The following is a 23756-nucleotide window of genomic DNA, read 5'->3' on the forward strand; positions in this document are numbered from 1 at the left end:
GCCGTTACCCGCGAGGCCGCTCCCCCATCCCGTTCCGTCCCCCTTTCCCCTCCCGTTCGCCGCGCGCGCCTGGCACTATCCCTGCATGGCCCCCAGTACTCCCGCCCGCCTCGGCGCAGCCGTCCGCACGGCCGCGCGCCGACCGCTGTGGCGGTTCGTGCTGGCCCTGGTGCTGGTGCTGTCCGGGCTCGGCGGGTGGTGGCTGTCGGAGAGCCGCTCGACCGGCTACCCGCGCGGCGAGATCCGGCTGGCCACCGGGGTCACCAGCGGGGTGTACGACCGGTACGGGCAGCTGCTGGAGGGGCACGTCACCAAGGCGATGCCGGGGGTGCGGCTGGCACTGGACAACTCGGAGGGGTCGCTGGAGAACCTGGCCCGGGTGACCCAGGGCCGGGACGACTTCGCGATCGCCACCGCCGACGCGGTGGCCCAGTACACCGGTCCCGGCCGGGAGAAGCTGCGGGCGATCGCCCGGCTCTACGACGACTACCTGCAGCTGGTGGTGCCCGCCAACTCCCCGGTGCGCCGGGCCTCCGACCTCAAGGGCCTGCGGGTCGGCGTCGGCCAGTCGCTCTCCGGGGTCAACCTGGTGACCCGGCGGCTGCTGACCGCGGCCGGCCTGAACCCGGACCACGACATCGAGCCGTTCTTCCTGGGCGTCGGCGCCGCCGCCAACGAGCTGAAGGCCGGCCGGCTGGACGCCTTCTTCTGGTCCGGCGGGCTGCCGACCAACGCGCTCACCGACCTGTCCGAGCTGGTCCGGATCCGGATCGTGCCGCTGGGCGACCTCGCCGAGACGGTGCACAAGCTGGAGGGCGGCGGCACCGACGCCTACCGGGCGGCCACCATGCCCAAGGGCACCTACCCGATGGCCGAGCCCAAGGACGCGGTCGCCACCGTCGCGGTGCCCAACCTGCTGATCACCCGGGCCGACGTGGACGACGACCTGGTGCAGGGCATGACCCGGGTGGTGATCGACAGCCGCGACCAGATCGGCGCCCAAGTGCACGCCGCCCAGCTGGTCGACCTGCGCACCGCCGTCTACACCGACCCGCTCCCGCTGCACGAGGGCGCCGCCCGCTACTACCGCTCGGTGAAGCCCTAGCCGGTCCTGGGCGTGTGCGTCCCTAGCCCTTCTTCGCCCCCGCCCGGGGCACGGTGAGGGTCACCGCCAGACCGGACGGGGTCGCGGTGCCGAAGGCGAGCGAGCCGCCGCCCGCCTCCAGCAGGGTACGGGCGATCGACAGGCCCAGCCCCGAGCCGTCCACGTTCTGGTGCCGCGGGCTGCGCCAGAACCGGTCGCCGGCCCGGGCCAGCTCCTCCTCGGTGAGGCCCGGCCCCTGGTCCGAGACGGTCACCGCGACGCCCTCGCGGCGCACCGCGACCAGCACCCGGACCCGGCTGCCGGCCGGGCCGAACTTGAGCGCGTTGTCGAGCACCGCGTCCAGCGCGCTGCCGAAGCCGATCGGGTCGGCCAGGCCGAGCGCCAGCGCCGGGCCCTCCCAGACCAGCCCGATCCCGCGCTGCGCGGCCAGCGGCCGCCAGGCGTCGACCCGGGCCAGGGTGAGCTCGGCCAGGTCGGTGGGCTCCGGCTCGGGGCGGGCGTGCTCGGCGGTGGCCAGCCCGAGCAGGTCGTCCAGCACCCGGGCCAGCCGGGCGCCCTCCTCGCGGACCCCGCCCAGCTCCTCGTCGTGCCCCTCGGGCAGCTCCAGGCCGAGCACCTCGACCCGGAGCAGCAGCGCCGCCAGCGGGTTGCGCAGCTGGTGCGAGGCGTCCGCGACGAAGGCCTTCTGCTGGTCCAGGGCGAGCACCACGTGGTCGGCCATCTCGTTGAACGAACCGGCCAGCCGCTGGAGCTCCGGCGGACCGCCGCCGGGCGCCACCCGGGCGTTCATCCGGCCGGTGGCGATGTCGTGGGTGGCCCGGTCCAGGGTGCGGACCGGGCGCAGCACCCACTCGGTGAGCCGGACGGCGAGCAGCACCGCGACGATCATCGCGGCGGCCTCGCCGGCGCCGATCACCAGCCAGCTGTGCAGCACCCGGGTGCGCAGCGCGCCGGTCGGGGACTCGCTGAGCACCACCGCGACCACGTCGCCGTCGCGGACCACCGGGGTGGCGACGGTGAGCGTCCGGTCCGGGGTCCACGGCCAGACCTGCGGCGGGTTGTGGCTGCGCCGGCCGTCGAGCGCCTCCTGGAAGGCCTGGTCGCCCCAGCCGCTGGTGGGGACCCGCCAGCCGGCCGGGGCGACCGCGATCGGCATGCCGTCGCGCTGGAAGATGCCGATCCGCACCCCGTAGAGCTCGTGGTAGCGCACCACCTCGGCGTCCAGCGCGTGCCGGCGGCTGAGGTCGCCGGGGGCCGGTCCGGGCTCGCCCTTGAGCGCGGACTCCAGGCCGGAGAGGCCGGAGGTGGGCAGGTCCTGGGCGAACCGGGCGGCGTCGTCGAGCCGGTCGACCACCACCTTGCTCTGGTCGGCGGCCGCGAAGGCCGCGGCGAGCGGCAGCCCGAGCGCGGCGAGGACGCAGAGCATCAGCGCGAGCAGGATGCCGAGCAGGCGGGTGCGCACGTGCGGTCAGTGCTCCGCGCGGGCCGGGGGCGTGTCCGCGGCGGTGGCCGGGCACTCGGGGATCAGCCGGTAGCCGACGCCCCGGACGGCCTCGACCAGGCCGGGCAGGGCGAGCTTGGTGCGCAGCGAGCCGATGTGCACCTCCAGGGTGCGGCCGTTGCCCTCCCAGCCGCTGCGCCACACCTCGCTGAAGATCTGCTCGCGGCGGTAGACCACGCCGGGGCTCTGGGCGAGCAGGGCCAGCAGGTCGAACTCCTTGCGGGTGAGCGGCACGTCCCGGCCGTCCACGCTGACCCGGCGGCGCTCGCGGTCGATCACGATGCCGCGGGACTCCAGCGGGCCGCGCTGCAGCGGGACGGCGTCCGGCGCGGGCGCGGCGACGGCGGCCGGGGCGGCGCCGCGGCGGGCCACCGCGTGGATCCGGGCGAGCAGCTCGCCCATGTCGTAGGGCTTGGTGACGTAGTCGTCGGCACCGAGGTTGAGGCCGTGGATCCGGGAGCGGATGTCGGCGCGCGCGGTCACCATGATCACCGGTACGCCGCTGCCGGCCCGGATCCGGCTGCAGACCTCGAAGCCGTCCCGGTCGGGCAGCCCGAGGTCGAGCAGGACCACCCGGTACGGCTCGTTGCCGTCCGGCACCAGGGCGTCGAGCGCCTCGTGGCCGCTGCGGGCGTGCCGGACCTGGAAGCCGTGCCGGCCCAGCACCGCGACCAGCGCGGCGGCCACGCGTTCGTCGTCCTCGACGAGCAGCAGTCTCATGCGTCTCCTCCTCTCCCCAGTGTCCCCGGGGTCTCCAGTGGTCGTCCGGTGATCGTCACGGCTCGTCCCCCGCCCGGGCGGGTCCCGGTCCTGCGCAGTATGGGCCAGCAATCGCCCGGACGCCAGGCTGGGAACCGGCCCGTCCCCCCGCTTCCAGGGTGCCCCGACCCGGCGGGGAAGGCTCCCGGACGGTGTCACTGTGCCCCGGTCCGGCCCCGGTGAACAGCGCACTCCCGCCGTGTGGCCGGATCGTGATCCTCAAGTTCCGCTCAGATCGGCTGACGTGGCATCGTCATGGCTCCTATGGTCACCCCACCGAGGGCTGCGACTCCGCCGGTTGCGGCCCTCGGATTCCTACCGTCTTTGCCGCCCAAGGGAGTTCGCTTCCGCGGGCCGACCCGAGGGAGCTGGCGCGATGACCACGAGCCTCACCAAGGACTCTCGCGCCGACGCCGCTCCCCTGGTGGTCCTGCGCGATGTCAACAAGCACTTCGGTGCGCTGCACGTGCTCCAGGACATCGACCTGGAGATCCACCAGGGCGAGGTGGTCGTGCTGATCGGCCCTTCCGGTTCGGGCAAGTCCACGCTCTGCCGGACGATCAACCGGCTGGAGACGATCGACTCCGGCACGATCTCCATCGACGGCCGCCCGCTGCCCGCCGAGGGCCGGGAGCTGGCCCGGCTGCGCGCCGAGGTCGGCATGGTGTTCCAGGGCTTCAACCTCTTCGCGCACAAGACCGTGCTGGAGAACGTGGTGCTCGGCCAGGTGAAGGTGCGCGGCATCGCCCGCGACAAGGCCGTGCAGACCGCCAAGGAACTGCTCGACCGGGTCGGCGTGGGCGCGCAGGCCGCGAAGTTCCCGGCCCAGCTGTCCGGCGGCCAGCAGCAGCGCGTCGCGATCGCCCGGGCGCTGGCGATGAACCCGAAGGTGATGCTCTTCGACGAGCCCACCTCGGCGCTCGACCCCGAGATGATCAACGAGGTGCTGGAGGTCATGCGCCGGCTGGCCGCCGACGGCATGACGATGGTGGTCGTCACCCACGAGATGGGCTTCGCCCGCTCCGCCGCCAACCGGGTCCTCTTCATGGCCGACGGCCGGATCGTCGAGGAGAACACCCCCGAGGCCTTCTTCACCGCGCCGCGCTCCGACCGCGCCAAGGACTTCCTCTCCAAGATCCTGCACCACTGATTTCCTCCGGGCCGGCTCCCGGTCGACGACGGCAAGGGCGCCGCCGTCGGCCCGCCCGCCCGTCCACCACCCGGAACCCCCACTCCGGATTCCCCCGCACCGGGGCGCCGGACCGTCCGCCCGCCGGACCGTCCGCCCGTCCCGGACTTCCCTTCGCCAGAGCCCGGTTGACCCGTGGCCCAGCCCGAGGAGAGCTACCCTCATGAGGACTCGTCGCACCTTCGCCGTCGCGCTCTGTGCCATCGCGCTCACCGCCACCGCCGCCTGCGGCAAGGACGGTTCGCCCGCCGCCGGCGGCAACGCCTCGTCCGGCGGTTCCGCCGCCCCGGCGCTGCCGACCTACACCGTGAAGACCGACGCCAAGATCGACTCGCCGACCCTGGCCGAGGCCAAGAAGCGCGGCCAGCTGATCATCGGCGCCAAGTCCGACCAGCCGTTCCTCGGCTGGGAGGACCTCGCCACCAACGACCGCAGCGGCTTCGACATCGAGATCGCCAAGATGATCGCCGCCGACCTGGGCTTCAGCCCGCAGCAGATCAAGTGGCAGACCCTGGTCTCCTCGCAGCGCGAGCCGGCCATCTCCAAGGGCCAGATCGACTACTACGTCGGCACCTACAGCATCAACGACGAGCGCAAGAAGTCCGTCTCCTTCGCCGGCCCGTACTACATCGCCGGCCAGGACCTGCTGGTGAAGGCCGACAACACCGCGATCACCGGCCCGGACTCGGTCAACGGCAAGAACGTCTGCACCGCCACCGGCTCGACCTCGATCAAGAACATCGAGAAGTACTCCCCGAAGATCACCCAGTTCGACACCTACTCGGCCTGCGTCGAGAAGCTGATGTCCGGCGAGGTCGACGCGGTCACCACCGACGACTCGATCCTCAAGGGCTACGCCTCCAAGTACGCGCCCAAGCTCAAGGTCGTCGGCCAGCCCTTCACCAAGGAGAACTACGGCGTCGGCCTGAACAAGGACGACAAGGCGCTGCGCGACGCGATCAACGACGCGATCAAGGCCCACCAGGACAACGGCGACTGGAAGAAGGCGTACGACGCCACCCTCGGCCTGTCCGGCTCGGCCGCGCCGACCCCGCCGGCCCTCGACCGCTACTGATCCACCCGTGACCCCTGGTCACTGAACCCCTGAGAGGAGGGCCGCCGGATGGGTTTCCTGTTCGAGGACGGCAACTTCGCGCTGTTCCGCGACGGCTTCCTGCAGACCATCGAGCTGAGCGGGCTCAGCGCGCTGCTCGCCCTGCTGCTGGGCACCCTGCTGGCGGCCTTCCGCGTCTCCCCGGTCCCGGTGCTGCGGGCCTTCGGCACCGCCTGGGTCACGCTCTTCCGCAACACCCCGCTGACCGTGCTGTTCTTCGCCGTGACCTTCGGCCTCCCGCCGCTCGGCGTGCACTTCGAGCACCTCACCTTCGCGGTGCTGGCGCTCGGCAGCTACACCGCGGCGTTCGTCTGCGAGGTGCTGCGCTCCGGCATCAACACCGTGCCGCTCGGTCAGGCGGAGGCCGCCCGCAGCCTCGGCATGACCTTCGGCCAGACCCTGACGCAGATCGTCCTGCCGCAGGCGGCCCGCACCGTGCTGGCGCCGATGAGCAGCGTCTTCATCGCCCTGCCGAGGAACTCGGCGATCGCCGGCGCGTTCAGCGTCGGCGAGCTGTACAGCGTCCAGCAGGGCTTCTCCGACGGGGCCGGCTACTCGATCTTCGCGATCTTCTTCTGGGTGGCCTGCGCCTACCTGCTGATCAGCGCCTTCGTCGCCCTGCTGTTCCGCTTCCTGGAGAACCGACTGGCGGTGGCCCGATGAGCAACCTCTTCACCCGTACCGCGACGGCCAGCGTCCTCTACGACGCGCCCGGCCCGAAGGCGGTCGTCCGCAACCGGATCCTCGGCGTGCTCGCGCTGCTCGGCATCGCCGGCCTGTTCTGGTACGCCTTCACCACGCTGAACGACAACGGCCAGTTCGACGCCGGACTCTGGGACGCGTTCCAGTACAACACCATCCAGCAACGGATCGCCGACGGCCTGGTCGCGACCCTGCAGGCCTTCGGGCTGGCGGCGGTGCTCTCCCTGGTGCTGGGCGCCCTGCTGGCCGCCGGACAGCTCTCCGACCACAAGCCGGTGCGCTGGGCGAGCGTCTCCGTCGTCCAGTTCTTCCGGGCCATGCCCCTGCTGATCCTGATCGTCGCGCTCTACTACGGCTTCTTCGCCAAGGAGCCGATGTGGGCCCTGGTGCTCGGCCTCACCCTCTACAACGGCTCGGTCCAGGCGGAGATCATCCGCAGCGGCGTCAACGCGGTGCCGCGCGGCCAGGGCGAGGCGGCGTACGCGCTCGGCCTGCGCAAGACCCAGGTGATGACCACCATCCTGGTCCCACAGGCGGTCCGCTCGATGCTGCCCTCGATGATCGGCCAGCTGGTCGTCACCCTGAAGGACACCTCGCTGGGTGCCATCATCACCTACCACGAGCTGCTCTTCGTCGGTAAGGCCATCGCCACCCAGCCGCTGAACTCGGCGGGCTTCCCCTACATCCCCGTCGTCCTGGTGATCGGGCCCATCTACATCGCGATGTGCCTGCTGCTCACCGCGCTCGCCCGGTGGATCGAGGCACGCGGCCGACGCGGCGCGAACCGGCGCACTTCAGCTGCTGCTTGACGGACACGCAGGTGAACTGTTGCATTGCTCTTCGTGACACCATCCGGGAGCATCCACGCGGCATATGACGCCCGCCTGTCAGCCGACCCATGCCCGGAACTCCACGGCGTCCGTCCGTGCCCGGAGGTCCCGGCATGGACCCGGTGATCGTGGTCGGGGCCGGGCCGGTCGGCCTGGCCCTGGCCCTCGCCCTCGCCCGGCACGAGGTGCCGACGGTCGTCCTCGACGAGGGCTCCGGGCTCTGTCCCGAGAGCCCTCGCAGCGTCGTCCTCGGCGCCGACACCGCCGCCTTCCTGACCCGGATCGGCTACTCCCGGGCGGTCTCCGACTCCGCCCGCTGGGACGCCTTCGGGGTCTGGCGCCGCCGCCAGGAGGTGCTGCGGATCGACCTCGCCGACACCCCGGTCCTGCACCTGCCCCAGCACCGGCTCCAGCGCGGCCTGCGCGACGCCCTCACCGGCACCCCGCTGGTCAAGCTGGTCCCGCTGCACCGGGTCACCCGGCTCGAACAGGACCGCGACGGCGTCAGCGTGCACACCCGCAACCCGCAGGACGGCACCGAGACCTGGTGGCGCGGCAGCCACCTGGTCGGCTGCGACGGCGCCCGCTCCACCGTCCGCAAGCTGCTGAAGATCCGCTTCCCCGGCCGGCCCGCCGTCGACCGCAGCGCCGTCGCCACCGTCCGGGTCGACCTGCCGTTCACCGAGCCCCGGCTGCACCGCGAGCCGCCGTGGCGCGGCGACCGCGAGGCCACCGCCCGCCCGCTGCCGCACGGCGTCTGGCGGCTCGACTGGCGGCTGCCCCCGGGCCGGCCCGCCCCCACCGAGTCGGTCGACCCGCACGCCACCTGGCCCGGCATCGTCACCGGCGACACCCTGCTCACCCGGGTCACCGCCACCCTCACCGGCTGGTGCGGCGAACTCCCCCGGTTCGACCTGCTCGCCGCCGCCGACCACACCAACCAGCAGCGGCTGGCCGCCCGCTTCCGCAGCGGCCGCTGCTTCCTCGCCGGGGACGCCGCCCACCTGCACGGCGCGCTCGGCATGCAGAACCTCACCGACGGCCTGCGCGACGCCGACAACCTGGCCTGGCGGCTCGCCCTCGCCTGGCACCTGCACTCCGGCGGCCCACAGCCCGGCGGCTCCCTGCTCGACGGCTACGAGGCCGAACGGCGCGGCGCGGTCGGCTCCCGGCTGCGCGCCGTCGACCAGGCCATGCCCCTGCTGCGCCCGCTGCGCGGCTGGGCGCAGACCCGGCGCTCGCTGCTCACCGGCTCGTTCCGCAAGCACGCGCCGCTGCTCGCCGACGGCCACCTCGGCACCGGCCGGTTCGGCGGCGCCCCCGCCTACCCGGCGGCCCCCTCCGGCGTGCCCGGTCGGGTCCCGGTCCAGCGCGGCGCGCGCGGCACCACCTCGCTCAGCGAACTGCTGCCCGCCACCGCGCCCGGCGTGCTCGTCCCGGACCTGCCGGTGCTGGGCACCGACGGCACCCCGGACCGGCTGCACGCCCGGCTCGGCGCCGGCTTCCTGCTGCTGCTGGTCGCGCCCGGCACCGCCGTCTGGTCCGCCGAGCACTGGCTGGGCGCCGGGCTGATGCCCCGGCTGGCGGAGGTCGCGGCCGCGCTGCCGGTGCCGGCCGAGGTCCTGGTCACCGAGGCCTACCCCGGGGCCGGCCCGCACACCGTGCTGCTGATCCGGCCGGACGGGCACCTGGTCGGGGTCACCCAGGGCGCGGCCGCCGAGGACCTCCAGGCGCTGGCCGACCGGGCCCGCGGCGGCCCGGCCTCGCTGACCGGCGGCCCCGAGCCGGAGCTGGAACCCGAGCCGCCGTCGGCCACCGAACCGGCTGCCGGAGCGACCGCCGAACCTAGCGGGCCACCTCGGTGACCCGGCTCTCCCGGACCACCGTCACCCGGATCTGCCCCGGATAGGTCAGCTCCTCGGCGACCTGCTTGGCGACCTCGCGGGCGATCACCTGCGCCCCGAGGTCGTCCACCACCTCCGGCCGGACCATCACCCGGACCTCCCGGCCGGCCTGCATCGCGTACACCGTGGCCACCCCGTCGTGCGCCCGGGCGATCTCCTCCAGGCGCTCCAGCCGGCGCACGTACACCTCCAGCGACTCCTTGCGCGCGCCCGGCCGCCCGCCCGAGCAGGCGTCCGCCGCCTGGGTCAGCACCGCCTCGACGGTCCGCGGCTCCACCTCCCCGTGGTGCGCCGCGATCGCGTGCACCACGTCCGCCGACTCGCCGTGCCGCCGGGCGAAGTCCGCGCCGACCGCCGCGTGGCTGCCCTCGACCTCGTGGGTCAGCGCCTTGCCGATGTCGTGCAGCAGCGCCGACCGCCGCACCGGCTCCGGGTCCACCCCCAGCTCGGCCGCCATCATCCCGGCCAGGTGCGCCGACTCCACCAGGTGGCCGAGCACGTTCTGCCCGTACGAGGCCCGGTAGCGCAGGGTGCCGAGGGTGCGGACCAGCTCCGGGTGCATGCCGCCGACCCGGACCGCGAGCAGCGCGTCCTCGCCGGCCCGCACGCAGCGCTGCTCGACCTCCGCCCGGCTGCGCTCGTGGACGTGCTCGATCCGCACCGGGTGGATCCGGCCGTCCTCGACCAGCTGCTCCAGGGTGAGCCGGGCGGTCTCCCGGCGGACCGGGTCGAAGCAGGAGAGCTGCACCACCGCCGGGGTGTCGTCGATGATCAGATTGACGCCGGTGACGGCCTCGAAGGTGCGGATGTTGCGGCCCTCGCGCCCGATCACCCGGCCCTTCATCTCCTCGTTGGGCAACCGGAACACCGACACCGCGGTCTCGGCGGTCTGCTCGGCCGCCAACCGCTGGATCGCCCCGGCCACGATCGCCCGGGCGCGCTGCTCGCCCTCCTCCCGGGCGGCGCGCTCGATCTCCCGGACGGTGACCGCCGCCTCCCGGCGGGCCTGCGACTCGGCCGCCCGGAGCAGTTCGGCGCGGGCCTGGTCGGCGGAGAGCCCGGCCGCGCGTTCCAGCTCCGCCGCGCGGCGCCGGACCAGCGTCTCGGCCTCGTCCCGGGCCCGCTCCAGCCGGGTCGACCGCTCGGCGAGTTCGTCCTCGCGGGTGCGCAGGCGGTCCAGTTCCTCGGTCAGCCGCTCCTCGCGCCGGTCGAGTTCGGCGCGCAGCCGGGCGGCCTGCTGCTCGGCCTGCCGCTCGCCCTGCCGCCGGGCCCGCTCGGCCTCGGCGGCGGCCCGGCGCTGCGCGGTCCGGAGGCGTCTCGCCAGCAGCCAGGCCGCCACCGGGGCGGCGACCAGCAGGACGACGGCCGCGAGGACCGTCACCAGCAGGGAGGCGGACGTTCCGGCGCTGACCGCGATCCTCATCCTGCCCACTCCCCGTCCCACCGCGGCACGCCGCCCGGGACACCACGCGGCCGGGCCCGGACCTGCCTGGTCACGGGCGTGGCCAGGGTGCGGCCAGGGACGGCCGAGGAATGATCGACGTGCTCTCGCACTGAGTGCGAGGCTAAGCGCGGGTTACGAAACGGTCAAGACTGGCTTGGCAGTTGACCAACCCTCGGAGACGGGCCGGGGCCGGAGCCGGCGCCTGGTCCGGGGCCGGCGCCGGGGCCTGGGTCAGTCCCAGGACGACTCGGTGGACTCCTCGGCGGAGCCCTCCTCGTCCAGCGCCTCGCGGACCACCCGGAAGGCCAGGCCCTCCGAGTAGCCGCGCCGGGCCAGCATCCCGACCAGCCGCCGGGTGCGGGTCTGCCGCTCCAGGCCCCGGGTGGTCCGGAGCTTGCGGTCGACCAAGGCCCGGGCCGCCTCGGTCTCGTCGTCGTGGTCGAGCTGGGCGAGCGCCCGTTCGGCGAGCTCGCCGGTGACGCCCTTGGTCCGCAGCTCCTGCGCCAGCGCGCGCCGGGACAGACCCCGGACGCTGTGCCGGGACTCCACCCAGGCCTGCGCGAAGGCCGCGTCGTCGATCAGCCCGACCTCCTCCAGCCGGGTCAGCACCTCGTCGGCGACCTCGTCCGGGATCTCCCGCTTGCGCAGGGCGTCGGCGAGCTGCTTGCGGCTCTTGGCCGCGCCGGTGAGCAGGCGCAGGCAGATGTCCCGCGCCCGACTCTCGGGATCGACCGGCTCCTCGGCCCGGGCCCGCCGGCCCCCGGACGGGCCCGCTTCGGCCTGGCCTACCGCGGACTGGCCCGCCGTGGACGGATCGGTGTCGTCCGGGAGCCCGCCGCGCCGGGTCCGGGTGGACCGCCGCCGGGCCCGGGCCTCCGGGGCCGCCGCGGCGGGGGCGGCCACACCCCCGTGACCGGCCGCCCCCACCCCGGCGCCGCCCCCGGCCGGGTGGCCGGGTGCTTCCTCCGCCGCCAGCGCCGAGCGGCGCCGACGCCGCCCCGTGGGCAGCTCGGAGGCCGCGACCAACCCCAGGTCGGCCGCGTCCGCCGACCGGTCCGGCGCGCGCCCGGCGGCGCGGGCACGCCGCGGCCCGGGCTCGCGGCCCGACCTCGGCGCCGGTTCCGGCTCGGGCCCTGGCTCCGGCTCGGCCACGGCCGCGAACCAGTCCGGCGGCCCGTAGTCGTCATCGTCCTCCGGGCCCGCCGGCCCACTGTGCTGCGTCAACGGCTCAGGCCTTGGCGGCCGCCGCCGTCTTCTTCGCCGCGGCCGTCTTGGCGGCGGTCGCGGTGATCGGCTTGGCCGCGCCCTCGGCGGCCCCGGCCTCGGCCTCGGCCGGCTCCTCGACCTTCGGGCCGATGCCCAGCTTGCCCTTGATCTTCCGCTCGATCTCGTCGGCCAGCTGCGGGTTGTCGCGCAGGAAGTTGCGGGCGTTCTCCTTGCCCTGGCCGAGCTGGTCGCCCTCGTAGGTGTACCAGGCGCCCGACTTGCGGATGAAGCCGTGCTCCACGCCCATGTCGATCAGGCCGCCCTCGCGGCTGATGCCGACGCCGTAGAGGATGTCGAACTCGGCCTGCTTGAACGGCGCGGCGACCTTGTTCTTGACGACCTTGACGCGGGTGCGGTTGCCGACCGCCTCGGTGCCGTCCTTCAGGGTCTCGATCCGGCGGATGTCCAGCCGGACCGAGGCGTAGAACTTCAGCGCCCGGCCACCGGTCGTGGTCTCCGGCGAGCCGAACATGACGCCGATCTTCTCGCGCAGCTGGTTGATGAAGATCGCCGTGGTGTTCGACTGGTTCAGCGCACCGGCGATCTTCCGCAGCGCCTGGCTCATCAGACGGGCCTGCAGACCGACGTGCGAGTCACCCATCTCACCCTCGATCTCCGCGCGCGGCACGAGCGCCGCGACGGAGTCGATGATCACCAGGTCGATCGCGCCGGAGCGGATCAGCATGTCGGTGATCTCCAGGGCCTGCTCACCGGTGTCCGGCTGGCTGACCAGCAGGGCGTCGGTGTCCACGCCGAGCTTCTTGGCGTACTCCGGGTCGAGCGCGTGCTCCGCGTCGACGAAGGCGACCGTGCCGCCGGCCCGCTGGGCGTTGGCCGCCAGGTGCAGGGTCAGCGTGGTCTTGCCGGAGGACTCGGGGCCGTAGATCTCGATCACCCGGCCGCGCGGGATGCCGCCGACCCCGAGGGCGACGTCCAGGGCGGTGGACCCGGTGGGGATCACCTCGATCGGCTCGTTGGCCTTCTCGCCGAGGCGCATCACCGAGCCCTTGCCGAACTGCCGCTCGATCTGAGCGAGCGCGGTCTCAAGGGCCTTCTCGCGGTCCGTACCTGCCATGGCTTCCACCCTCGGGTTCTGTGCTGTGCGCTTCATCGTCCTCGACGCTAGCGCGTCCCACTGACAAACGACCCGGACCGGGCTCGGCCTGGGGAAAACTCTTCGCCGGAGAGTACAAAGAACAACTGTTCGATTCAAGCGCAAGCCGTTCGACCTACTTCTCCCCGCCCCCGTCGCCGGAGCCACCCGAACCGGCGGAGCCGCCGGAGCCACCGGACCCGCCGCCGACCATCCGCCGCAGCCGGCGCGCCGCCTCCCGGCGCAGCGCCCGCCGGGCCCGCCGCTGCTCGCCCCGGTCGATCCGGGGATCGGTGGCCACCTCGTACCGGCGCACGTACGTCCCGACGAACCCTTGCAGGGTGGCCGCCGCCGGGATCGCGATCAGCGCGCCGACCGCCCCGAGCAGCGCCGCGCCCGCGATCACCGAGCCGAACGCCACCGCCGGGTGCACGTCCACCGTCCTCGCGGTGATCCGCGGGTGCAGCAGGTAGTTCTCGATCTGCTGGTAGACCACCACGAAGACCAGCACCCAGAGCGCATCCACCGGCTCCGCCGTGGTGAGCGCCACCAGCACCGGCAGGGCGCCCGCCAGGTAGGTGCCGATGGTCGGCACGAACTGCGACATGACGCCGACCCATACCGCCAGCGCGGCCGCGTACGGGAGGTCCAGCAGTGCGAACATCACCCAGTGCGCGAGCGCCGAGGCGACCGCCAGCAGCGCCCGGGAGTAGAGGTAGCCGCCGGTCTTGGCCAGCGCGATCTCCCAGGCCCGCAGCACCTCGGCCTGCTTGGCGGGCGGCAGCAGCGAACAGACGGTCCGTCGGACCCGGGGGCCGTCGGCGGTGAAGTAGAAGGTGAAGAGGCCGACGGTGAACGCCTGGAACAGTCCGCCGAGCAGGGTCGAGGAGACGCCCCAGACGTTGTCGGCGGCCTGCTGGGCGTAGTTCTCGATCGCGCCGGAGTCCTTGAGCAGCTTCTTCTGCAGCTCGTCCAGCGAGAGGTCCTGGTGGAAGGTGCGGTTGACCCAGCCGATCAGGTTGTCCAGCAGGTGCGGGAGGTCGCTCGCGATCTTCGCCACCTGGTCCACCAGCAGGGTGCCGAGCGCGGTGAGGAAGCCGCCGACCGCGATCGCCACCGCGACGAAGACCAGGAAGGTGCCGACGCCCCGGCGCACCCCGCGGGCCGCCATCCGGTCCACCGCCGGCTCCAGCGCCAGGGACAGGAAGAAGGAGACCAGCAGCATCACGAAGAGGTCGATCAGCTGGTGGAAGGCCCAGTCGGCGAGCTGGAACAGCCCGACCAGGACCAGCGCCAGCACCATCGCCCTCGGCAGCCAGCGCGGCATCCCGGAGCCCCAGAGGCCGTCACCCGCGGTCCGGGCGGGCGCCGGGCCCGAGGGCGGCGCGGGCGGGGAGGCGGGCGAAGGACCCGCGGCCTCGTCGGCGACCTGCGCCGACCTGTCCGAATTCTGCTGGTCTGCACTGCTTGTCACCCGCACAGTCTGACCCATGCCCGACGCCCGTTCGGGCAGCGGGCCGGGGTCGGCCGCCGGGGCGCCGGACCGGACCCGGCCGGCCGACGCGCCAGGTCAGCGCGTCAGGTCGGCATGGAAGGCGGACCTGGAAGGCGACGTGGAAGGCCGATACGGAAGGCCGATGCGGAAGGCCGGCGCGGCGGCTCAGCGCAGCACGGTGGAGACGCCCTGGGTCTCGCAGACCACCCGCCAGACGTCCTTGGCCTCCCAGCCCGCGTCCAGCGCCTGCCGGACCGTCCGCCCGCCCAGCTCGCTCATCACGTGGTCGCTCGCGAAGGACTCGGCGTACCCCTCGCCGAAGTGCGCGTACATCCGCCGCCAGAACTCCGTCAGCCTCATGCCCACCAGTATCCCCGCTACGCCTGCCAGTCCGCGGCGGCCAGGGCGTACTCGACCTCGCCGTGCTCGCTGCCCGGGATCATCTCGGGGTAGTCCTCGTGGAAGGTGCGGACGAAGCCGAGACCGGCCTTCTCCATCACCCGCCGCGAGCCGAGGTTGACCGCCATCGTGTAGGCCACCACCCGCTCCACGCCGAGCTCGGTGAAGCCCCGGCGGATCAGCGCCCGGGCGCCCTCGGTGGCGTAGCCGTGCCCCCAGGCCGGGCGGCGCAGCCGGTAGCCGAGCTCGACCTCGGCGCGGTCGCCGTTCAGCGAGCGGAACTCGAACCAGCCGAGGAACGCCCCGCCCGCCCGCTCGTGGGCTGCCCACCAGCCGAGGTCGCCGAAGCGGCGGTAGTGGTCGAAGTAGAGCGGCAGCAGGGTCTCCTCGACCACCGCGCGCGGGGTGGGCCGCCCGCCGGTGAGGTAGCGCGTCACCTCGGGGTCGGCGTCCAGCTCCACCAGGGCGTCCACGTCGTCGGCGGTGAAGCGGCGCAGCTCCAGCCGCTCGGTGGTGAGGAAGGTGTCCATCCCCCGATCCTCACCCGCCCCGCCCGCCCCGTCACCCGGTTTTCCGCCCCGCCGCCCGCCGCCCGCTGCCCACCGCCCGCCGCCCGGTGCTCAGCGCGGCAGGGCCAGTGTCCCGGCGCCGTAGTACTGGCGGTCGCCACAGCCGGCCGGGCCCGGCGGGCAGGCCGCGGCCGCGGTGGCGGCCAGCAGCCCGGCGAGCCGGTCGGAACCCCAGTCCGGGTGCAGCGCGGCGGCCACCGCGACCGCGCCGGTGACGTGCGCCGCCGCCATCGAGGTGCCGGCCAGCGCGGCGTACCGGCCGCCCGGCCAGTCGGAGACCACCGCCCCCTGCGCGCCGCCGTCCGGGTCCCCGCCGGGGGCGGCCAGCGAGACCTTGCCGCGCCCGAAGTTGGTGTACGCGGACGGGCGGCCGTCCCGGTCGACCGCGGTCACCGTGACCACGCCGGGCAGCTCGCCGGGCAGCCGGACGCACTCGGGGCCGACGTGGCGGGACCGGGCCGGGCCGGCGGTGCGGTCGTTGGGGCTGCGCTCGTCGGTGCGGGCGGCGCCGAGGTCCTGCCCGTCGTTGCCCGCCGAGGCCACCACCACCGCGCCCTGCCGGCGGGCGTACCCGACGGCCCGGCCGACGGCGGCGGCCAGCGCGGCCTGGTCCGGGTCGTCGGGGCAGTTGTACTTCCACGGGTCGGCGAAGTAGCTGTCGTTGATCGCCCTGGCACCGTGGTCGGCGGCCCAGAGCATGCCGCAGACGATGTTCTCGGCGTAGTACTGGCCGAGCGGGCCGAGCAGCCGGACGGCGGCGATCCGGACGCCGGGCGCCACCCCGCTGACGCCGCGGCCGTCCCGGGCGGCGCCGACGATCCCGGCGACGTGGGTGCCGTGGCCGCTCTCCCCGACGTCGGCGTCGGGCCGCCAGGAGCCGCTGCGGGCGTCGGGGCGGCCGTCGGCGCAGGAGGCGGAGCTCTTCGGGTCGACGGCGGCGCGCAGGTCGGGGTGGGTGTCGTCGACGCCGGAGTCGAGGACGGCGACCAGCACCTTGCGCAGGGCGTCGGTCGCGGGGGCGTCGGGGCCGCGCAGCAGGTTCGGGGTGGCGTCCGCGCCGGGGCCGGGGGCGGTGCCGAGCAGGGCGAGGTTCCAGGCGTCGCGCTCGCCCGGGTCGGCGACGGTGACGGTGGCGTCGTCGTCCCCGCCCTCCAGCCGGTCGCCGCCGCCCGCCCGGCCCCCGTCCACCCGGTCGCCGTGCGCGCCGCCGACCCGGTCCGCGCCGACCCGGAAGTCCCCGGCGCCGTCCAGCGGCCGGGGCGGGCCGGGCACCGGCGCGGTCCGGGTGGCGCCGACCGCGGCCACCCCGGGACGGCCCCGGAGCTGCTCGGCGAAGCCCCCGGCGGCGTACGCGAGCACCACCCCGATCTGCGGGTACTCCTGGACGACCTGGCCGCCGGCCGCGCGCGCCTCGGCCGCCGCCCGGGCGGCCCCGGCCGGGTCCGCCTGCTCGGCGAGCACCAGGTAGCTGAGGTAGGCCCGGCCGGGACCGGCGACGTACGGCACCGCGCCGCCGACCACCAGCGCGGTGAGCAGCATCGCGAGCAGCGCCCGGAGCGGCCCCCGGGCCCGGGCCCGTCCGACCCGGTCGACGCCGGCCGCCCGGACCGCCCGCACCGCCAGAGCAGGGAGGGGGACCGGAGCGGGAGCCGGCGCCGGAGCGGGACCGCGGCCGGACGGGTCCACCTGCGCCATGGCACGGTCTCCGCTCGTCGGTCCCGGCGGTCGCGCCGGGACGGCCGGCCGCAGGAGGGCTGATCTTCACAGGAGCATCACGGGGTCTGAATCATCACCATATGATCCGATTGCCCGTTCTGCCTTCCCGGTTGCCCCGAACGGCCACCCGCCGACCGGCGACCCGCCGCCGGTCCCCGCCCCGTTGTCAGTGCCACCCGGCACCATGGGGGCATGGCGCCGCAGCACCCGACCCAGCCCCCCGCCGACCCGCTGGCCGGCTTCGCCCCGGCCACCCGGGCCTGGTTCACGGGTGCCTTCGCCGCGCCCACCACCGCCCAGGCCGAGGCCTGGCGCGCCATCGGGCAGGACACCGACGTCCTGGTGGTCGCCCCCACCGGCTCCGGCAAGACGCTCGCGGCCTTCCTCTCCGCACTCGACCGGCTCAGCAGCACCCCGCCGCCCGCCGACCCCAAGCGCCGCTGCCGCGTCCTCTACATCTCCCCGCTCAAGGCCCTGGCGGTGGACGTCGAGCGCAACCTCCGCGCCCCGCTGGCCGGCCTGCGCCAGGCCGCCGTCCGGCTCGGCCTGCCCGAACCGGAGGTCCAGGTCGGCATCCGCTCCGGGGACACCGCGGCCGCCGACCGCCGCCGCTTCGCCACCCACCCGCCGGACATCCTGATCACCACCCCCGAATCGCTGTTCCTGCTGCTCACCTCCGCCTCCCGGGAGGCCCTGCGCGGCATCGACACGGTGATCCTGGACGAGGTGCACGCCGTGGCCGGCACCAAGCGCGGCGCCCACCTCGCGCTCTCCCTGGAGCGGCTGGACGAGCTGCTGGACCGCCCGGCCCGCCGGATCGGCCTCTCCGCCACCGTCCGCCCGGTCGAGGAGGTGGCCCGCTTCCTCAGCCCCGGGCGCGGCGCCGTCGTGGTCCAGCCGCCCGCCGCCAAGGAGTTCGACCTCTCCGTGGTCGTCCCGGTCCCGGACCTCGACGACCTGCCGGCCGCCCCCACCGTCGGCGCCGCCGCGGACGAGGACCCGGCCCGGAAGGCCTCGATCTGGCCGCACGTCGAGGAGCGGATCGTCGACCTCGTCCAGGCCCACCGCTCGACCATCGTCTTCGCCAATTCCCGCCGGCTCGCCGAGCGGCTCTGCAACCGGCTGAACGAGATCGCCCTCGAACGCGCCGCCGGCGCCGGCCTGCCGGAGGCCCACGCCCCGGCCCAGCTGATGGGCGGCTCCGGCGCCGCCAAGGGCGCCCCGCCGGTGATCGCCCGCGCCCACCACGGCTCGGTCTCCAAGGAGCAGCGCGCCCTGGTCGAGGAGGAGCTCAAGGCCGGCCGGCTGCCCGCCGTGGTCGCCACCTCCAGCCTGGAGCTCGGCATCGACATGGGCGCCGTCGAGCTGGTGGTCCAGGTCGAGTCCCCGCCCTCGGTGGCCTCCGGGCTCCAGCGGGTCGGCCGGGCCGGCCACCAGGTCGGCGCGGTGTCCACCGGCGTCGTCTTCCCCAAGTACCGGGGCGACCTCGTGCAGTCCGCCGTGGTCACCGAGCGGATGCGGGCCGGTCGGATCGAGGCGCTGCGGATCCCGCGCAACCCGCTGGACGTGCTGGCGCAGCAGCTGGTCGCGATGACGGCGCTGGACACCTGGCAGGTGGACGAGCTGCTCACGGTGGTCCGCCGGGCCGCGCCGTTCGCCACCCTGCCGCAGTCCGCGTTCGACGCGGTGCTCGACATGCTGGCCGGCCGCTACCCCTCGGACGCGTTCGCCGAGCTGCGCCCCCGGCTGGTCTGGGACCGGGTGGCCGGTACCGTCACCGGCCGCCCCGGCGCCCAGCGGCTCGCCGTCACCTCCGGCGGCACCATCCCCGACCGCGGCCTGTTCGGCGTCTTCATCGCCGGCACGGACCCGAAGAAGGGCGGCGGCCGGGTCGGGGAGCTGGACGAGGAGATGGTCTACGAGTCCCGGGTCGGCGACGTCTTCACCCTCGGCACCACCTCCTGGCGGATCGAGGACATCACCCACGACAAGGTGCTGGTCACCCCCGCCCCCGGGGTCCCCGGCCGGCTCCCGTTCTGGAAGGGCGACACCCTCGGCCGCCCGCTCGAACTCGGCCGCGCGCTCGGCGCCTTCACCCGCGAGCTCGGCGCGCTCGACCCGGAGGCCGCCACCGCCCGGCTCAAGCTGGCCGGCCTGGACGACTGGGCGGCCGGCAACCTGCTCGACTACCTCGCCGAGCAGCGCGCCGCCTGCGGCCACCTCCCCGACGACCGCACCATCGTGGTCGAGCGGTTCCGCGACGAGCTGGGCGACTGGCGGATCGTCGTGCACTCGCCCTTCGGCGCCCAGGTGCACGCGCCCTGGGCCCTGGCCCTGGCCGCCCGGCTGCGCGAGAAGCACGGCCTCGACCCGCAGGTCATGCACGCCGACGACGGCATCGTGCTCCGCCTCCCCGACGCGGACCTTCTGGACTTCCCCTCGGAGAAGCCGGTCACCGACGACGCCCCGGTCGGCGCCGACGCCGCGCTGTTCGACCCGGCCGAGATCGAGCAGCTGGTCACCGACCAGGTCGGCGGCTCCGCCCTGTTCGCCTCCCGCTTCCGCGAGTGCGCCGGCCGCGCCCTACTGCTCCCCCGCCGCAGCCCCGGCAAGCGCACCCCGCTCTGGCAGCAGCGCCGGCGCGCCGCCCAGCTGCTGGAGGTCGCCGCCGAGTACGGCTCCTTCCCGATCGTGCTGGAGGCCGTCCGCGAGTGCCTGCAGGACGTCTTCGACGTGCCCGGCCTGGTCGAGCTGATGGGCGACCTGGAGTCCCGCGCCGTCCGCCTGGTGGAGGTCACCACCCCCGAGCCCTCCCCGTTCGCCCGCTCGCTGCTCTTCGGCTACGTCGCCCAGTTCCTCTACGAGGGCGACTCCCCGCTCGCCGAGCGCCGCGCCGCCGCCCTCTCCCTCGACTCCCGGCTGCTCTCCGAGCTGCTCGGCCAGGCCGAGCTGCGCGAGCTGCTCGACCCGCAGGTCCTCGCCGAGCTGGAGGCCGAGCTCCAGCGGCTCACCCCCGAGCGCCGGATCAAGGACGCCGAGGGCGTCGCCGACGCGCTGCGCCTGCTCGGCCCGCTCGCCGAGGCCGAACTGACCGCCCGGGGCGCCGAACCGCTCTGGGCGCTCGAACTGGAGGCCGCCCGCCGGGTGATCCAGGTCCGGATCGCCGGCGAGCGGCGCTGGGCCGCGATCGAGGACGCCGGACGGCTGCGCGACGCCCTCGGCACCCCGCTCCCGGTCGGCGTCCCCGAGGCCTTCACCGAGCCGGTCAAGGACCCGCTCGGCGACCTGCTCGCCCGGCACGCCCGCACCCACGGCCCGTTCACCGCCGCCGAGGCCGCCACCCGCTTCGGCCTGGGCACCGCCGTGGTCACCGGCACCCTGCACCGGCTGACCGCCACCGGCCGCCTGGTCCAGGGAGAATTCAGACCGGTCGAGGGCCACACCGCCACCGTCGAGTGGTGCGACGCCGAGGTGCTGCGCCGGCTGCGCCGCCGCTCGCTGGCCGCCCTGCGCCAGGAGGTCGAACCCGTCCCGCCGCGCGCCCTGGCGGCCTTCCTGCCGCAGTGGCAGCACCTGGCCGGCCACCGGCTGCGCGGACCGGACGGCCTGCTCCGGGTGGTCGAACAGCTCCAGGGCACCGCCCTGCCCGCCTCCGCACTGGAGAAGCTGATCCTCCCGGCCCGGCTCGCCGACTACTCCCCCGGCCTGCTGGACGAGCTGATGGCGGCCGGCGAGATCGGCTGGGCCGGCGCCGGCGCCCTGCCCGGCAAGGACGGCTGGATCAGCCTCCACCTGGCCGAGAACGCCCACCTGCTGCGCCCCGAGCCCGTCCCGCCCGCCGTCACCCCGGTGCACACCGCGCTGCTGGAGGCGCTCACCGGCGGCTACGGGCTGTTCTTCCGCCAGCTGGTCGCCCAGGTCCCGGAGACCCCGGAGCCGGAGGTCGTCGAGGCCCTCTGGGACTTGGTGTGGGCCGGCTACGTCAGCAACGACACCCTGGCCCCGCTGCGCGCTCTGCTCGGCTCCGGCCGGACGGCCGGGGCCACCGCCCACCGGGCGCCCCGGGCCACCCCGCGCGGCCGCTACGGCGGCGCCGGCCGCCCGTTCGGCCGGGTCGGCGGGGCGCTGCGCAGCGGCCCGCCGACGGTCGGCGGGCGCTGGTCGCTGCTGCCCGGCTTCGCCACCGACCCGACCGTCCGGGCCACCGCCCAGGCGCAGAGCCTGCTCGACCGGCACGGCCTGCTGACCCGGGGCACGGTGGCGGCCGAACGGGTGCCCGGCGGCTTCGCCGGGGTCTACCGGGTGCTCGCCGCGCTGGAGGAGCGCGGCCGGGCCCGCCGGGGCTACTTCGTGGAGGGGCTGGGCGGCGCCCAGTTCGCCATGGAGGGCGCGGCCGACCGGCTCCGCTCGGTCAGCGGCCGGCTGGAGCGGGCCCGGGGCGCCGAGTGGCCGGCCGCCCCGTCCGCCGAGCCGCCGCAGGCCCTGGTGCTGGCCGCCGCCGACCCGGCCAACGCCTACGGCGCGGCCCTGCCCTGGCCCGAGCCGCCCGCCGGGGCCGCCGACGGCGCGGCGGCGAAGGCGCACCGGCCCGGCCGGAAGGCCGGCGCGCTGGTGGTCCTGGTCGACGGCGAGCTGTGCCTGTACGTGGAGCGCGGCGGCAAGTCCCTGCTGGCCTGGCCGGAGGACGGGGCGACGCTCGCGGCGGCGGCCGCCGCGCTGGCCGGGGCGGCCCGGGCCGGGGCGCTCGGCAGCGTCACGGTGGAGCGGGCCAACGGCGCGCCCGCGCTCGGCTCGGCGCTCGGCGCGGCCCTGGAGGAGGCGGGCTTCCACGCCACCCCGCGCGGCCTGCGCCTGCGCCCGTAGCGGGCCGCACGGCAGGCCGGAGGCGGCACCAGGACCACGAACGGGAGCCGGAAACGCACGAGGGCCGCGGGACCTTTCCGGTCCCGCGGCCCTCGTCACACTTCCGTCACCCGATCGGCGGTTCCACCGCCGCCCGGGCCGTCGGCTCACCCGTCCGGCGCCGGACCGGTCCGGTGGCCCGCCAGTCGGCGTGGACCGGGATCAGCCCCAGTCCCCAGCCGCCGGCCGCCAGCAGGGCCGGCACCGCGCCGTCGGGCAGCTGCCCGCGCGAGGCCAGGACCCACCAGCCGAGCCCGCCGGCCAGGACCGGCAGACTCCGGAGGACCGGCCGCGGCCGGCGGGACCGTATTCGGGCCCTGGCACACGTCACCGCCGCTACAAGCACGACCGCCCTCCTTCGCTCGTCGCGCCGGGCGCAACGCCCGCGCTTCGAGGCCGGATCAGGCGGCGACCACGTCCATCGCGGCGGCCTTGGGCGAGATGTTCGCCCGGTCGGTTCCGGGGGCCGGCAGCGGTACCGGTTCGAGGACCGGCCTCAACAGTTCACCTTCGGAGAGGCTGGCCATCGCCGCAAGTTCGGCGAGCGACAGTTCGTCGCTGACCTCGCGCATGACCTCGGACATCCGGACGTCGAGCGCGTCGCAGATGGCGGAGAGCAGCTCCGAGGAGGCCTCCTTCTGTCCCCGCTCGACCTCGGAGAGGTATCCGAGCGAAACCCTGGCGGCCGCCGACACCTCGCGGAGTGTGCGGCCCTGGCGCTGGCGCTGCCGACGCAGTACATCGCCCAGTAGGCGACGAAGCAGGATCATCGGTGCCTCCCTCCTCGGACTGCGGATCGAGATGTCACGACCCCACCGTACCGCCTTGCCCGCTTCGCGTGCGGGGACCATGGTCGTGTTCACTCTGGGCTGCAAGGCTGTCCCCTCCCCTGTCTCGGTGTCGCACCCGGGCCTGTGGGCACCCCGTCGTACCCTCCGGGTGGCACGCGGCCACCGCCACGCCACTCGTTCGCCACCTGGTTTCTGCCCAACCAGGCACCTCGATGTAACACGATCCTCCTGCCGTGCGATGCCCGCACGCCAGTTCGGCAGATCTCGGTTCGGTGGAGATCTCGGCGAGCGGCCCCCGGCAGCGGCGGTGGACGGCTCAGTGCGTGGGCGCACCGGACGGGAGCCGCCCGACGAGCAGCTCCAGAGCGGCGGTCACCGCTCCGTGACGGATTGTGGCACGCTCCCCCGACAACCGTGGCGAAGTGACCAGACTTCCCCCCGGACCGGCGACCGCGAGGTACACGGTGCCGACCGCCCGCCCGTCCTGGGGCTCCGGGCCGGCCACCCCGGTGGTCGCGAGGCCGTAGGTGGCCCCGAGCAGCTTCCGCACGCCCTCGGCCATCTGCCGGGCCACCACCGGGTGGACCGGGCCGTGCACCGCGAGCAGTCCCTCGTCGACGCCGAGCACCGAGGCCTTCAGCTCGGTCGCGTACGCGGTCACCGAGCCCCGGAAGGTCGCGGACGCCCCGGGGACGTCCACCAGCGCGGCCGCCAGCAGTCCGCCGGTCAGCGACTCGGCGACGGCCACCGTGCCGCCCTCGGCCCGCAGCGCGGCGTGCGCCCGCGCGGCCAGCCCGAAGTCCACCGGTCCGAAGCCCACCGGTCCGAAGCCCGCCGCGCTCGCGGCTCCGCCACTCATCCCGACGTCCCTCCCTCGCCCGCCCCCGGGCCCGCCCCGGCGTCCCCGCCATTGTGCGCCCGGCGGCCACCCGGAAAGGCCGACCGCCCACCGGATTCACCCCTACGCGCAAGAGCCC

18 protein-coding genes and 1 pseudogene are annotated in these 23756 nt (G+C 75.0%); 7 read left to right on the forward strand and 12 right to left on the reverse strand.

Translation table 11 applies throughout. The annotated features are described in order from the left end of the window. Positions 1 to 85: 85 nt before the first annotated feature. On the forward strand, positions 86 to 1105 hold the full coding sequence (locus AB0N76_RS05080) for a TAXI family TRAP transporter solute-binding subunit (RefSeq protein ID WP_363553281.1): 1020 nt from the start codon (positions 86 to 88) through the stop codon (positions 1103 to 1105). 22 nt (positions 1106 to 1127) lie between these two features. Here the strand turns inward: AB0N76_RS05080 and AB0N76_RS05085 are convergent, their stop codons facing one another. Then, the gene (locus AB0N76_RS05085) at positions 1128 to 2567 is read right to left on the reverse strand and encodes a HAMP domain-containing sensor histidine kinase (protein WP_363553283.1); all 1440 of its coding nucleotides are present in this window, start codon (positions 2565 to 2567) and stop codon (positions 1128 to 1130) included. Between the two features lie 6 nt (positions 2568 to 2573). After that, positions 2574 to 3326 carry a response regulator transcription factor gene (locus tag AB0N76_RS05090; protein WP_363553285.1) on the reverse strand — a complete coding sequence of 251 codons (753 nt, stop codon included), beginning with the start codon at positions 3324 to 3326 and terminating at the stop codon, positions 2574 to 2576. A gap of 415 nt (positions 3327 to 3741) precedes the next feature. On the opposite strand from AB0N76_RS05090, the gene AB0N76_RS05095 reads away from it, so the two are divergent. The 5 genes from AB0N76_RS05095 (at position 3742) to AB0N76_RS05115 (ending at position 9065) form a co-directional block, all read left to right on the forward strand. Further along, positions 3742 to 4515: an amino acid ABC transporter ATP-binding protein gene (locus tag AB0N76_RS05095; protein WP_363553287.1), complete on the forward strand. Its 774-nt coding sequence runs from the start codon at positions 3742 to 3744 to the stop codon at positions 4513 to 4515. A 202-nt stretch (positions 4516 to 4717) separates the two neighbouring features. Further along, entirely contained in the window at positions 4718 to 5629 is a 912-nt protein-coding gene (locus tag AB0N76_RS05100) for a glutamate ABC transporter substrate-binding protein (RefSeq protein ID WP_363553289.1), read from the forward strand. Between the two features lie 48 nt (positions 5630 to 5677). Then, positions 5678 to 6331 carry an amino acid ABC transporter permease gene (locus AB0N76_RS05105; RefSeq protein WP_363553291.1) on the forward strand — a complete coding sequence of 218 codons (654 nt, stop codon included), beginning with the start codon at positions 5678 to 5680 and terminating at the stop codon, positions 6329 to 6331. Continuing rightward, positions 6328 to 7179 (forward strand): amino acid ABC transporter permease, encoded by an 852-nt coding sequence (locus AB0N76_RS05110; protein WP_363553293.1) that lies wholly within the window; start codon positions 6328 to 6330, stop codon positions 7177 to 7179. The genes AB0N76_RS05105 and AB0N76_RS05110 overlap by 4 nt, the downstream gene beginning before the upstream one ends. Positions 7180 to 7313: 134 nt before the next feature. After that, the gene (locus AB0N76_RS05115) at positions 7314 to 9065 is read left to right on the forward strand and encodes an FAD-dependent monooxygenase (protein WP_363553295.1); all 1752 of its coding nucleotides are present in this window, start codon (positions 7314 to 7316) and stop codon (positions 9063 to 9065) included. Here AB0N76_RS05115 and rny read toward each other — a convergent pair. The 7 genes from rny to AB0N76_RS05150 all read right to left on the reverse strand — a co-directional run bounded on the left by rny (position 9046) and on the right by AB0N76_RS05150 (position 17065). Next, positions 9046 to 10527: a ribonuclease Y gene (gene rny, locus AB0N76_RS05120; RefSeq protein ID WP_363553297.1), complete on the reverse strand. Its 1482-nt coding sequence runs from the start codon at positions 10525 to 10527 to the stop codon at positions 9046 to 9048. The two genes, AB0N76_RS05115 and rny, sit on opposite strands and share 20 nt — an antisense overlap. A gap of 252 nt (positions 10528 to 10779) precedes the next feature. Then, positions 10780 to 11772 (reverse strand): regulatory protein RecX, encoded by a 993-nt coding sequence (locus AB0N76_RS05125; protein WP_363553299.1) that lies wholly within the window; start codon positions 11770 to 11772, stop codon positions 10780 to 10782. A gap of 4 nt (positions 11773 to 11776) precedes the next feature. Next, positions 11777 to 12889 (reverse strand): recombinase RecA, encoded by a 1113-nt coding sequence (gene recA / locus AB0N76_RS05130; RefSeq protein ID WP_363553301.1) that lies wholly within the window; start codon positions 12887 to 12889, stop codon positions 11777 to 11779. Positions 12890 to 13043: 154 nt separating this feature from the next. Further along, positions 13044 to 14381, reverse strand: coding sequence for an AI-2E family transporter (locus AB0N76_RS05135; RefSeq protein WP_363553303.1), 1338 nt, complete (start codon positions 14379 to 14381; stop codon positions 13044 to 13046). A gap of 186 nt (positions 14382 to 14567) precedes the next feature. Then, positions 14568 to 14762: a DUF3046 domain-containing protein gene (locus tag AB0N76_RS05140; RefSeq protein ID WP_363553305.1), complete on the reverse strand. Its 195-nt coding sequence runs from the start codon at positions 14760 to 14762 to the stop codon at positions 14568 to 14570. 17 nt (positions 14763 to 14779) lie between these two features. After that, positions 14780 to 15331 carry a GNAT family N-acetyltransferase gene (locus AB0N76_RS05145; RefSeq protein ID WP_363553307.1) on the reverse strand — a complete coding sequence of 184 codons (552 nt, stop codon included), beginning with the start codon at positions 15329 to 15331 and terminating at the stop codon, positions 14780 to 14782. A 90-nt stretch (positions 15332 to 15421) separates the two neighbouring features. Continuing rightward, the gene (locus tag AB0N76_RS05150; RefSeq protein WP_363553309.1) at positions 15422 to 17065 is read right to left on the reverse strand and encodes a S8 family serine peptidase; all 1644 of its coding nucleotides are present in this window, start codon (positions 17063 to 17065) and stop codon (positions 15422 to 15424) included. A gap of 213 nt (positions 17066 to 17278) precedes the next feature. Between AB0N76_RS05150 and AB0N76_RS05155 the strand changes: the two genes are divergently transcribed. After that, a complete protein-coding gene (locus AB0N76_RS05155) occupies positions 17279 to 21949 on the forward strand; it encodes an ATP-dependent helicase (RefSeq protein ID WP_363553311.1) in 4671 nt (1556 codons plus the stop codon). Between the two features lie 106 nt (positions 21950 to 22055). Here the strand turns inward: AB0N76_RS05155 and AB0N76_RS05160 are convergent, their stop codons facing one another. The 3 genes and pseudogenes from AB0N76_RS05160 to AB0N76_RS05170 form a co-directional block, all read right to left on the reverse strand. Beyond that, on the reverse strand, positions 22056 to 22334 hold the full coding sequence (locus AB0N76_RS05160; RefSeq protein WP_363553313.1) for a hypothetical protein: 279 nt from the start codon (positions 22332 to 22334) through the stop codon (positions 22056 to 22058). A 184-nt stretch (positions 22335 to 22518) separates the two neighbouring features. Next, positions 22519 to 22758: pseudogene (locus tag AB0N76_RS05165) on the reverse strand (helix-turn-helix transcriptional regulator); the annotation flags it as partial. Between the two features lie 337 nt (positions 22759 to 23095). Then, positions 23096 to 23638: a CinA family protein gene (locus AB0N76_RS05170; protein ID WP_363553315.1), complete on the reverse strand. Its 543-nt coding sequence runs from the start codon at positions 23636 to 23638 to the stop codon at positions 23096 to 23098. Between the last annotated feature and the right edge of the window lie 118 nt (positions 23639 to 23756).

The sequence above is a fragment of the Kitasatospora sp. NPDC093806 genome, from assembly GCF_040683335.1.
Classification (GTDB): Bacteria; Actinomycetota; Actinomycetes; order Streptomycetales; family Streptomycetaceae; genus Kitasatospora.

Coding starts and splice junctions, on each gene's coding strand:
- AB0N76_RS05115 (WP_363553295.1), top strand. CDS start 7,314: ATGGACCCGGTGATCGTGGTCGGGGCCGGGCCGGTCGGCCTGGCCCTG.
- AB0N76_RS05140 (WP_363553305.1), bottom strand. CDS start 14,762: ATGAGGCTGACGGAGTTCTGGCGGCGGATGTACGCGCACTTCGGCGAG.
- AB0N76_RS05170 (WP_363553315.1), bottom strand. CDS start 23,638: ATGAGTGGCGGAGCCGCGAGCGCGGCGGGCTTCGGACCGGTGGGCTTC.
- AB0N76_RS05100 (WP_363553289.1), top strand. CDS start 4,718: ATGAGGACTCGTCGCACCTTCGCCGTCGCGCTCTGTGCCATCGCGCTC.
- AB0N76_RS05090 (WP_363553285.1), bottom strand. CDS start 3,326: ATGAGACTGCTGCTCGTCGAGGACGACGAACGCGTGGCCGCCGCGCTG.
- AB0N76_RS05150 (WP_363553309.1), bottom strand. CDS start 17,065: ATGGCGCAGGTGGACCCGTCCGGCCGCGGTCCCGCTCCGGCGCCGGCT.
- AB0N76_RS05080 (WP_363553281.1), top strand. CDS start 86: ATGGCCCCCAGTACTCCCGCCCGCCTCGGCGCAGCCGTCCGCACGGCC.
- AB0N76_RS05145 (WP_363553307.1), bottom strand. CDS start 15,331: ATGGACACCTTCCTCACCACCGAGCGGCTGGAGCTGCGCCGCTTCACC.
- AB0N76_RS05155 (WP_363553311.1), top strand. CDS start 17,279: ATGGCGCCGCAGCACCCGACCCAGCCCCCCGCCGACCCGCTGGCCGGC.
- recA (WP_363553301.1), bottom strand. CDS start 12,889: ATGGCAGGTACGGACCGCGAGAAGGCCCTTGAGACCGCGCTCGCTCAG.
- rny (WP_363553297.1), bottom strand. CDS start 10,527: ATGAGGATCGCGGTCAGCGCCGGAACGTCCGCCTCCCTGCTGGTGACG.
- AB0N76_RS05095 (WP_363553287.1), top strand. CDS start 3,742: ATGACCACGAGCCTCACCAAGGACTCTCGCGCCGACGCCGCTCCCCTG.
- AB0N76_RS05110 (WP_363553293.1), top strand. CDS start 6,328: ATGAGCAACCTCTTCACCCGTACCGCGACGGCCAGCGTCCTCTACGAC.
- AB0N76_RS05105 (WP_363553291.1), top strand. CDS start 5,678: ATGGGTTTCCTGTTCGAGGACGGCAACTTCGCGCTGTTCCGCGACGGC.